7 protein-coding genes and 1 pseudogene are annotated in these 9096 nt (G+C 67.2%); 4 read left to right on the top strand and 4 right to left on the bottom strand.

Translation table 11 applies throughout. The annotated features are described in order from the left end of the window. Nucleotides 1-133 precede the first annotated feature (133 nt). Together ACZ53N_RS33495 and ACZ53N_RS33490 are read left to right on the top strand one after the other, a co-directional pair. The gene (locus ACZ53N_RS33495; protein WP_469144570.1) at nt 134-286 is read left to right on the top strand and encodes a hypothetical protein; all 153 of its coding nucleotides are present in this window, start codon (nt 134-136) and stop codon (nt 284-286) included. Nucleotides 287-358: 72 nt separating this feature from the next. Then, the gene (locus tag ACZ53N_RS33490; protein WP_469144569.1) at nt 359-1165 is read left to right on the top strand and encodes a protein kinase family protein; all 807 of its coding nucleotides are present in this window, start codon (nt 359-361) and stop codon (nt 1163-1165) included. A gap of 80 nt (nt 1166-1245) precedes the next feature. Here the strand turns inward: ACZ53N_RS33490 and ACZ53N_RS33485 are convergent, their stop codons facing one another. Next, nucleotides 1246-1485 carry a hypothetical protein gene (locus ACZ53N_RS33485; RefSeq protein WP_469144568.1) on the bottom strand — a complete coding sequence of 80 codons (240 nt, stop codon included), beginning with the start codon at nt 1483-1485 and terminating at the stop codon, nt 1246-1248. A 109-nt stretch (nt 1486-1594) separates the two neighbouring features. Between ACZ53N_RS33485 and ACZ53N_RS33480 the strand changes: the two genes are divergently transcribed. Both ACZ53N_RS33480 and ACZ53N_RS33475 read left to right on the top strand, forming a co-directional pair. Next, complete coding sequence (locus ACZ53N_RS33480; protein WP_469144567.1) at nt 1595-2332, top strand: helix-turn-helix domain-containing protein; 738 nt, start codon at nt 1595-1597, stop codon at nt 2330-2332. Beyond that, nucleotides 2325-3857 (top strand): annotated as a pseudogene (locus ACZ53N_RS33475) (site-specific integrase); the annotation flags it as partial. The gene ACZ53N_RS33480 and the pseudogene ACZ53N_RS33475, both read left to right, overlap by 8 nt. Nucleotides 3858-5716: 1859 nt before the next feature. Here the strand turns inward: ACZ53N_RS33475 and ACZ53N_RS33470 are convergent. The 3 genes from ACZ53N_RS33470 to ACZ53N_RS33460 form a co-directional block, all read right to left on the bottom strand. Beyond that, nucleotides 5717-6166, bottom strand: coding sequence for a hypothetical protein (locus tag ACZ53N_RS33470; protein ID WP_469144566.1), 450 nt, complete (start codon nt 6164-6166; stop codon nt 5717-5719). Between the two features lie 391 nt (nt 6167-6557). After that, complete coding sequence (locus tag ACZ53N_RS33465) at nt 6558-7127, bottom strand: hypothetical protein (RefSeq protein WP_469144565.1); 570 nt, start codon at nt 7125-7127, stop codon at nt 6558-6560. 434 nt (nt 7128-7561) lie between these two features. Continuing rightward, a complete protein-coding gene (locus ACZ53N_RS33460) occupies nt 7562-8422 on the bottom strand; it encodes a ParA family protein (RefSeq protein WP_469144564.1) in 861 nt (286 codons plus the stop codon). Nucleotides 8423-9096 lie beyond the last annotated feature (674 nt).

The raw sequence follows: 9096 nt of genomic DNA, 5'->3' as shown, positions 1-9096 counted from the left end.
GATCCCACTCTGCATTCGTTAAATCCCCACGGCCCATACCACCAGCCTGACGCCAACACCCCACCTACGTCAGGAGATCCGAGAAACAGTGCCTAGAAAGCTATTGCCAACACGGAGACAAGGAGATCACCGTATGACCGCGGTAGCAGTAGAGATCACCTCCCGCCCGGCACCCCCCGCCACCGGGCCGGCTCCCGAGCCGACCGGGGTCCTCTTCGTCGAGGACATCGAGGAACTGACCGCCGGCTCCGCTCCCGGCTGCAACGACGACAACCCGTACGTATAAGCACACCCTGACCGGGCCCCGCGGCGTTGAGCCGCCGTGGGGCCCGTTCGTGTCGTGAGAGTGTGAGGACTTGTGGCTACAACCCGGATCGCATTCGAGGATCTGCCCGCCGCCGTACGCACGGCCATCGAAGGCCAGACCGGCACGGTACTCAAGATCGAGCCCAGCTCGGAAGGCTTCAACAGCGAAGTCTCGGCCCGCGTCCACTCAGCGGCTGGTACCTGCTTCGTCAAGGGGCTCCGGAGCGAGCACCCCCGGGCCTGGACACAGCGACGCGAGGCCGAGGTGAGCCCGCACGTCCGAGGCATCGCCCCCGCCGTTCTGTGGCGCCTCCAAACGGAAGGGTGGGACCTCGTCGCGTTCGAGGCCCTCGACGGTCACCACGCCGACTACAGCCCCGGGTCACCCGACCTGCCCAAGATCGCCGACGCCCTGCGGCGACTCAGCGAAACGCCGTGCCCCGAAATCGAGCTGCGGCTCGCCGAGCAACGACTGCTCGGGTACGTCGCCGAGCCGTCCCATGCCGAATACTTCGCCGGCCCCGCCCTGCTCCACACCGACCTGAACAACACGAACGTTCTCGTCGACGACGAGCGGGCCCTGCTCGTCGACTGGGCATGGGCCACCCGCGGGGCCCCGTGGCTCGACGCCGGGTACTGGGTCATCTGGCTCATGGCCGCCGGTGGCCATACCCCGGGGGCCGCGGAGGAGTGGGCAGCCCGAGTCCCGACGTGGCAAGCGGCCCCCGGGGCGGGTATCGACGCCTTCGCCAGAGCCAATGCGAATCTCTGGGAAGAGATCGCCGACGCTGCCCCGGGCGACTGGACACAGCGCATGCGCGACGCCGCGCGAGGCTGGTCTGCCCACCGCGCACAGTGAGCCACAGGCCCTGAGAAATGCCCCGGCCCCGGCCGACCGCCCTTACGAGGCGGCTCCGGGGCCGGTGCGGGCAGCGCAAGCTACTCGGTCGGCTGCTGGTCGCCTGGGGCGGCTACCCCGAGGTGGCGGTGCAGGTCGTACCGCGAGGCCCGGTACTGCCGACCGTGGCGCATCAGGCGGATCGGGTAGGCCCCGCGCTTAGCCATGTCGTACCCGCGGGTGCGTCCGATGCCCAATGCGCGGTTGGCCGTCTCCAGCGGGACCGCTACGGGCAGGCTGATCAGTTCCTCGTGCGTCATCTCGTGCTCAGTGCTGGCCATCTCCACCCCTCGTTGGCTCGCCGGCGGGCACTTCCGTATCTACCGGTCTTGATCGGCAACGTACGGCAAAGCTCTGGACTTACGCAATCGGCAAAGCTAGCTTTGCCATATGCAACAAGACCGAACAACGAGCGATGTGATCGCGGAACAGGTCCGCCATCATCGAACGCGCCTGAACCTCTCCCGCGAGCAGCTCGCCGCCGAGTGCGCCCGGCTCGGCGCCTCCGAGCTCACCTATGCCGCCCTGGTGAGCATCGAACTCGGGCGACGCGAGAAGAAGACCGGCAAGCGCCGCCGCGACGTCAGCGTCGACGAGCTGCTCGTGCTCGGCCTCGCCCTTGCCGTTCCCCCGCTCCTCCTGGTCCTCCCCTTGGGCGCCGAGGACACGGTGCCCACCGTGCCCGCAGCCGAGCCGCGCGACCCCTACACGGTGTGGCGGTGGGTGACCGGCGCGGAGACGCCCACCCTCGCCGGCCCCACCGGCGGCCGGTACCACGCCGACCACCGCCCTATCGCGGACACCGGACCCAAGTGGTCCGCAGCGTGGGGCGCCGCCGCGTACCCCGCGAGCCTCTACCCCCTGTTCGACCGGCGGCGGCAGGCGGTGCTCAAAGCGCACCGCCTCGTCGAGAACGCGAAAGCCGACCCGGCGGAGGGCGGACGGGTGCCCGAGTTCCGCCGCGCCTACGTCGAGGATCTTGGCGAGCTCGCCGACACCATCAACGAACTGACCCGAGCAGATCTCGCCGTCCCCCCGTGCGCCCCCGGATGGGTCGCCGACATGACGGAGCACGACCTACTCGACGACCCCAGCAGAGTGCCCACCGAAGGGGGGACGCGTGGCTAGAGCCGGCTCGGTCACCCGCCGATGCTTCTGCCGCGACCAGACGGGAAAGCCGCTCGGCGCCAAGTGCCCCAAGCTGAGCACCCGGAAGCACGGCGTCTACAGCTTCCGACAGGAGATACCGACCGACGCTGACGGCAACCGCCGCACCTTCCGCCGCACGGGCTACGAGACGCAAAAGAAGGCGCAAGGCGACCTGGACAAGCTGCGAGCGCTGCTCGACATCCCCGGGGAAAACGACACCCGAGCACAGCTAGCGCTCGGCGACCTGCTCGCCAAGATCAACGCCGAGAAAGCCGAAATCCCGACCGTCGAAGAGGTCAAGCGCCGAATCCGGTCCAAACGCAGCCTTACCGAGACGATCACCCTCGCCGACCTACTCGACGAGTACATGAGCGCCCGCAAGACGCTGCGCACCACGACCCGGAACGGATACGCATCGCACATCCGTGTGCACCTCAAGCCGCACGGCGGGCACCTCATCGTCGACGACCGCCTCGGCGTGGGCGACATGACCGAGCTGTTCGACACAATCGAAGACCAAGCCGAAGTCATCGCCGCCGAGAACGCCGCCCGACGCGAGCAGATCGCCCGTTGCAAGGCGACCAGGCCCGGCCGGCCGTCAGCCGCCGAGCGGGAACGGATCGCTGCCGAGAAGGCCAAGCTCGCCGAGATGCCACCGTTCCGGAAGGTCACCGGGCCCGCCACGATCCAGAGCATCCGGCGCACGCTGCGCGCTGCCCTGAATTGGGCGATCGTGCAACAAATGATCACTTTCAACCCGGCGAAGTACGTCGAGCTCACCTCGGCGCCCCGCCCTAAGCCGATGCTGTGGACCGATGCCCGGGTGAAGCAGTGGCGCGCGACCGGGATCGTCCCGGGCCCCGTCATGGTGTGGACCCCGCAGCAGTACGGGGAGTTCCTCGACGCCGCCGAGGCCGACGACGAGCTGTACTACTCGATCTTTCACGTCATGGGGCATCGAGGGCTGCGGCGCGGCGAGGCCGTCGGGCAGGACTGGACCGGGGTCGACTTTGCGGCCCCGAGCATCACGCCGGCGACCGAGATCGTCGTCGACGGCTGGACGCCTTACGAGAGCCCGCCCAAGACCGAGGGAAGCGCCGACACCATCTCGCTCGACCACGCCACCGTGGCCGTTCTGCGACGGCGCCAGGAGCGCCAGCAGGAGCAACGGCGGGCACGACTGGCGCGCGGAGAGACGTGGTTCGACACAGGGAAGGTGTTCACCAAGGACGACGGTTCATGGCTGCACCCCGAGACAGTGAGCGATGCGTTCCGGCGCATTCTCGCTTCGACCGGTCTCCCCCCGATCAACCTACGTGATCTACGACACCTCGCCGCCTCGCTCACCTACGCCGCTAACCCTGACATCTACGCAGTGAAGACCCTTCTTCGGCACTCAACGATCAAGCTCGCAGGCGACACGTACACGTCGCTGTTCGTGGAGCTCGACCAGCAGCTCGCCGACGATGCGGCGAACCTCGTCCCGCGGGCACAGCAGGCCCGACACGCCACCCGACGCTTCGGGCACGCATCGGGCACGCAGACCGCCAGAAAGGCCGTCAGAAACGCGACGGCCCGACCGGGAACACCCGGTCGGGCCACCGAACACACAGGTCAGAGCACTGGTGATGCTGCTCCGACCGGTAGGCCGTGTGGGACTCGAACCCACAACCAATGGATTAAAAGGCCGCGGCCGGGCAAGCCCCCTCGAGCTCCGTACGAGCTTCCGGCCTTACGGCGAAGAGCTACAAGGCTTGCTGCCGGGACGTGCTCCTACTGCTCCTGGTGTTATGCCGCTCCGAGTTGGACGCGCGATGAGGAGCTGAGACCGACGAGTCGGGCGACGAGCTGGGTGCCGAAGAGGTCGAGGGCATCGTCTTCACCGTGGACCTCCATGTGGTCGAGCACAGCGTAGGGATCGTATTGGGCTACCAGACGAGCCTGAGCCCGGTCGGCATCTGTGCGGGCTGCGGAAGTCTCGACCAGGTCAGCCATGGCCCTTGCTGCCTGGCGGTGCTTGCACCAGGCCCGCCACTCGGCATTTTCTTGGGGAGCGACTGCGAACGGCTGCATAGGTTCCGACGCAGCAGGCTGCGGAGCTGACTTGCGGTGCTGGGCGGAGATGTAGGCGGCGGGCCGGGCTGGCCGCCAGACGAGGTGCCACGAGTGGAGCTCGGCGGCGATGTCCTGGACGCCGAGACCTGCGTCGATCAGTGGGCGAAGGGAGAACGCTAGCCGGCGAAGGCTCTCGCCCTGTGTCCAGCTCACGAGAGGACGGATCTGACGGGCCATGAGAATGTCGCGGGCTACCTGTGCCACCGGCCGTCGCTGTCCGCGCCGGGTGTTAGAAGAGGCAGACTTCTGCTGACCGGCCTTCGAGGGGGAGGCAGAGGTCGTGGACCGCCTCGCGCGCGTGCGCGAGGTGTCTTTCAACCCACCACTTACCTCAACTGTCCCTGACTGGGGGGTACGACCAAGAGAATGGGGCTCACGCCGTACTGCAGCACCGCCACCCTGCGCCTGTTCGCGGGTCCGGTTACGCACCTCGGCGACGGCTCGTTCGCGGCCTTCCGGAGTGACCGCGCGGACCCGTGCCTCGTAGCCGGAGCCGGTGACGAGGTGGCCCATGGCGGTGTCGTAGCAAGGAGGGATCACGGCTCCGTACACGGTGGCTGTGGGCGTGTACTTACGGCCGGGAATACGGAGATTGCGCTTCGAGCCATGCACCAGCCAGACAAGTGTGCCGAGTTCGCGCAGAACGGCCGCGTGCCGCTTGATGGTCGGTAGGCTCAGGCCGAGGCGGCGCGCGGTGCCTTGCAGGTCGTACAGGACAATGCCGCGCTGGTAGTCCATGCGCGCGGCCAGGTCCCGCGCCAGGGCCGTGGTGGTCGCGTTCGCCTTTGGGTGCAGGCCGGCACCGACGAGCCAGACAACCGCGCGCAGCCAGGCACGCGGCTGGGCGCGGCGGGAAGCGGTGTGGAGGACGTCCTGCTGCTCTCCCCGGACCAGGACGGGGGCAGGGACCGAGGGAGTCCCAGGTGCGGGGGCGGATGAGAGGTGCGGGCCGGTTTCAGGCAACACTGAACCGACCTCCGGACCAGTAGGCATGATCTATCCCGGTCGAAGGGGGCAAAAGGGAAACCCTTATCGCCGCCGGAGCCGTGGTGTGTTGGTCGTCCGGGCGTGGAAGGGCGAGGTCAGTGAGTTAGAGGCTGGGAGTGGCCGTCACCTCGTTCTCGAAACAGGAGAGCCCGGGGGACAGTGCCCCCGGGCTGCGGTTGCCGGAATGAGCCGCTGCCCCCGGAGGGGGGCTGGCAGCGGGCCGGAGGCCCGTGCAGGCCGCGGACGATGTGTGGCGGGGTGTCATACGGAGGCGAGCTCAGGAGCCTGCTCGCGTGCCCGGCGGCGGGAGGGAAGTTCCTCGAACCACTTGCCGATCGGCGCGAAGTAGAAGGGCTCGTCAGCGAGTTTGAACAGCGCTTGGCAGTAAGGGCCGGGGCCGGTGGCCAGTGTGCAGCCGGTCTGATAGATGAACAGCCCGCTGTTCGGTGCGATGTCGTCAGGGATCGCCGCACGGGCGGTCTCGACCGTTATGGCCTCCCAGACGCGCAGCGCCTGGTCCTGGTTGGCGGGGCGGCGCTCCTCGGGCCAGACGAGACGCTTGAGGGCCCCGTAGAGGCGGACGAGGACGACGTCGGTCTCCACGAGGTAGGCAGCGTCGATGACGCCCTCGGCTGCGGCGTCGCGCGCGACCTTCGGAAGGACACCCGCCTCGGAGGCGATCTTGCGTAGGGACCAATTCTCGGAGCGCATCTTTCCTCCTTCGTGGGTGCTCTCACTGTAGCTGATCGGGACTCACTTTATGGAACTGACAGAACCATCGTGGCGTGCCGCAGGCGCCTGCGTGAGGTGGCCATCAGGGCTGAACGCCGCCTGATTGCTGGAAAAGACGCCTTTCTGCGTGCCCACGAGAGGAGAGGTCCGTGGGCGTGACAGGGCATGTGTGGCTCTGACAGATCCATTGTGTGTGGGGCAAGGTGCATGTTGCTGCGCGAGAGGGGGGCACCGGCAGCCTCATCGCATGTATGACTGCATGGTGAAGTGCATGTGTGAGCGCAAGAACGAATGTGAAAAAGTGAAGCCGTGTGCTGGAAGAGGCGGACACCATCTGGTGTCCGCCTCTTCCAGCACACGGTCTACAAGGTCAGTCCTCTATGGGGCCTTCAGCATCCAGGACGTCGAGGAACGCGTCGACCGCAGCGCAGACGACGTCGATGACGATGCCATGCCGGTAACCGCGCAGCGACAGCCGTAGTCCGTTCAACAGCTCGGCCGACGCTGGGCTGACGCTGAATTGCGCGCTGCGCCCGGCGGGGTGCTCCCCATCCCAACGCTCGATCAACCACTCATTGGCCAGGGCTACTTGCGCCTCGGCATCCTGCGGAAGCGAACGCAGAGCGGCGTCAAGGTAATGCCCCCCCGACAAGCGGCCGCGGCCCGACGAAGCGGCGTCGTCCTCGGCCCGTTCCTTGAGCCGGGTAATGGTCTCAGGAACCAGACGCCCCGACCACATTCCCCAGTTCCGGCCAGTGCGCTGAGCGGTGAATGACGCCAGCACGGCGCTCTGGGCCGGTTTTTCCTTCCTGCTCGAGCGCTTGGGCTTCGCAGCGCGCAGCACAGGAGGCTCGGCGGACACAGCGGAGAACGACGGTCCGTCGTTGACGCGCCTCGACGAGCGCACCACGCGCTGCGGCGGCTCAGGTGTCCGGGACACGGGGTCCGCCTCCGCTGCCGGAGCGTCCGTGGACACCGGAGTGACCGGTGGCGCGGCCTTTACGGGCGCCGGCTCGGACATCTGCAGCGGAGCAATCGGAGTAGCTGATGCCGCAGGGGCCGTCTCGGGCTGAGAGGCTACCAGTTCCACGGTGGGCGAGGGACCGGCCGGGACGGGCCGCTCCTCCGGCACCTGCTTGCGTTCCGAGGCGGGGACGGGTGCGGGTGCGGAGAGCGCCTGAGAGCTTGCGGGGGCAGAGGCTGGCGGAGTGGGCTCGGCAGCGGGCGAAGGTAGGTGCGGCTCGTGGTCCGACCTAGTGGACTGGCGTTCGTGCTCGGCCTCTTCGTTCCCGAGGAATCCACCTTCGTCGGCGTCATTGCCTACATGTTCGACAGCGGCGAAGTTGAACTGGCGCTTTTTGCCCCGGCGCGCGGTCATGCGCCACCGCCCTGGGCGATGGTGGCCAGGCGGTCGATGATCTCCTGCGTGAGGTCCTCGTACCAGCGACTTGCCGCGTAGGACGGCTCGTCGATCACGATCGGGCGGCTGACACCGTAGGACGCGGAGATCTGATCACTCGTGCGGATCTCCTTTTCGAAGACGCTCAGGTCCCACTTCGACAGGTAGGCGGCCACGGCATCGGCCTCGTCGGTCCGCTTCGACGGCGGCCGGGCCTCATTGAGGATCGTGCCGAGGAACACCGGGTGGCACACACCGCCGGTTCGCTCGGGGACCTTTGCGGTGTTGTTGCGGACCACGCGGGCGCCATCGGCGGTGGCGATCCGTGGATTACAGACAGCGATGACGTAGTCGGCGGCCGCCAGGGCTACGGAGGCTAGGGCGTCCGCTGAAGGCGGCGTATCGATGAGAACGAAGTCGAAGTCGTCCTTGACCACCAGTAGCAGCTGACGAAGGATCGATGTCGCCTCCCATCCCCGCTTGGCCACCTCCGTCTTCGCTCGCTCGGTCAATCCCATGACCGATCCGATCACATGCAGCGATCCCGCGCTGTCGAAGCCCTTCAGCAACACGCTGCGGTCGATCAGCCGGTCCCGCAGCGACGGCATGGATGCCAGATCGCCACTGTCCTGTGCGTCGATATAGTCGAGGAGGGCACTGCCGATGTCCGCCGGCTTCTGGGCGAACGCACCGAGCGACACACCGAGCTGGCCCTGGAGCTCAAGGTCGATAAGAAGGACCCGGGCTCCTGCACTGGCAAGAGACGCTCCGATGTTCACGGTGGTCGTGGTCTTGCCCACCCCACCCTTCTGGCTGGCGAAAACAAGAACCTTCATGGGGGCCTTCCATCTGCATCACTCGCAGGCGTAGCGCCTGGACCGGTCTCGCGCGGATACCGTCTGTCCTGTTGTTGAGACTGACAGCATCACCGAACTGCGGACAGATTAACAGTCAGCTCCCCTGGATCCACACGATAGAGGGCACGACCAGCGTGTCCAGCGGGCACTGCGGCGGTAACAACGGTACTGACAGCACCGACAAATAGGTTGATTTGGCCTAGCTGTTCCTAGGACATCCGGAACGCCGGCCGGAGCCGGGTCGACGCGTGTGCGACCGGGCGCTCGAAAACCCCTTGTGCCGACCGGGTGAAGGGGCATCCGCAGGACACGCGGCCGGCATGCATATCCGTGTGGCCGACAGGTCGACAGGAGGCTCGGCAGGCCGAAGCCCCGCCGGAGTGAAGGCCCTAGCAGGTGTAGCTACGTTCCGTTGCTGCGTGGGGAGACCGGCGGCATGCTCGGCTGCCGTGACGATGGCAGGTGTGGACGCTCCAACGTAAGAGCGTCGGGCCGGCCGCAAGCATTTCAGGGCGAGAGTCTGCTCGAGCGGCTGCAGTAGCAAGAGCTTGTTCGCGCCATGGCGCCGAGGATCGCCCAGCCGACCGTCGGTGATGCAGCAAGACAGGTGGCCCGTGCAAGCGGTTGGCTGTCCATCCGTCCAACAGCATGAA

This window comes from Streptomyces sp. NPDC033229, from assembly GCF_055576875.1.
Note: the sequence above shows the minus strand (reverse complement) of the source record. Positions and strands in the feature narration are given on the sequence as shown.

Bases quoted from the DNA above. Each gene is read 5' to 3' on its own strand.
- ACZ53N_RS33495 (WP_469144570.1), top strand. From the start codon at position 134: ATGACCGCGGTAGCAGTAGAGATCACCTCCCGCCCGGCACCCCCCGCC.
- ACZ53N_RS33485 (WP_469144568.1), bottom strand. From the start codon at position 1,485: ATGGCCAGCACTGAGCACGAGATGACGCACGAGGAACTGATCAGCCTG.
- ACZ53N_RS33480 (WP_469144567.1), top strand. From the start codon at position 1,595: ATGCAACAAGACCGAACAACGAGCGATGTGATCGCGGAACAGGTCCGC.
- ACZ53N_RS33470 (WP_469144566.1), bottom strand. From the start codon at position 6,166: ATGCGCTCCGAGAATTGGTCCCTACGCAAGATCGCCTCCGAGGCGGGT.
- ACZ53N_RS33460 (WP_469144564.1), bottom strand. From the start codon at position 8,422: ATGAAGGTTCTTGTTTTCGCCAGCCAGAAGGGTGGGGTGGGCAAGACC.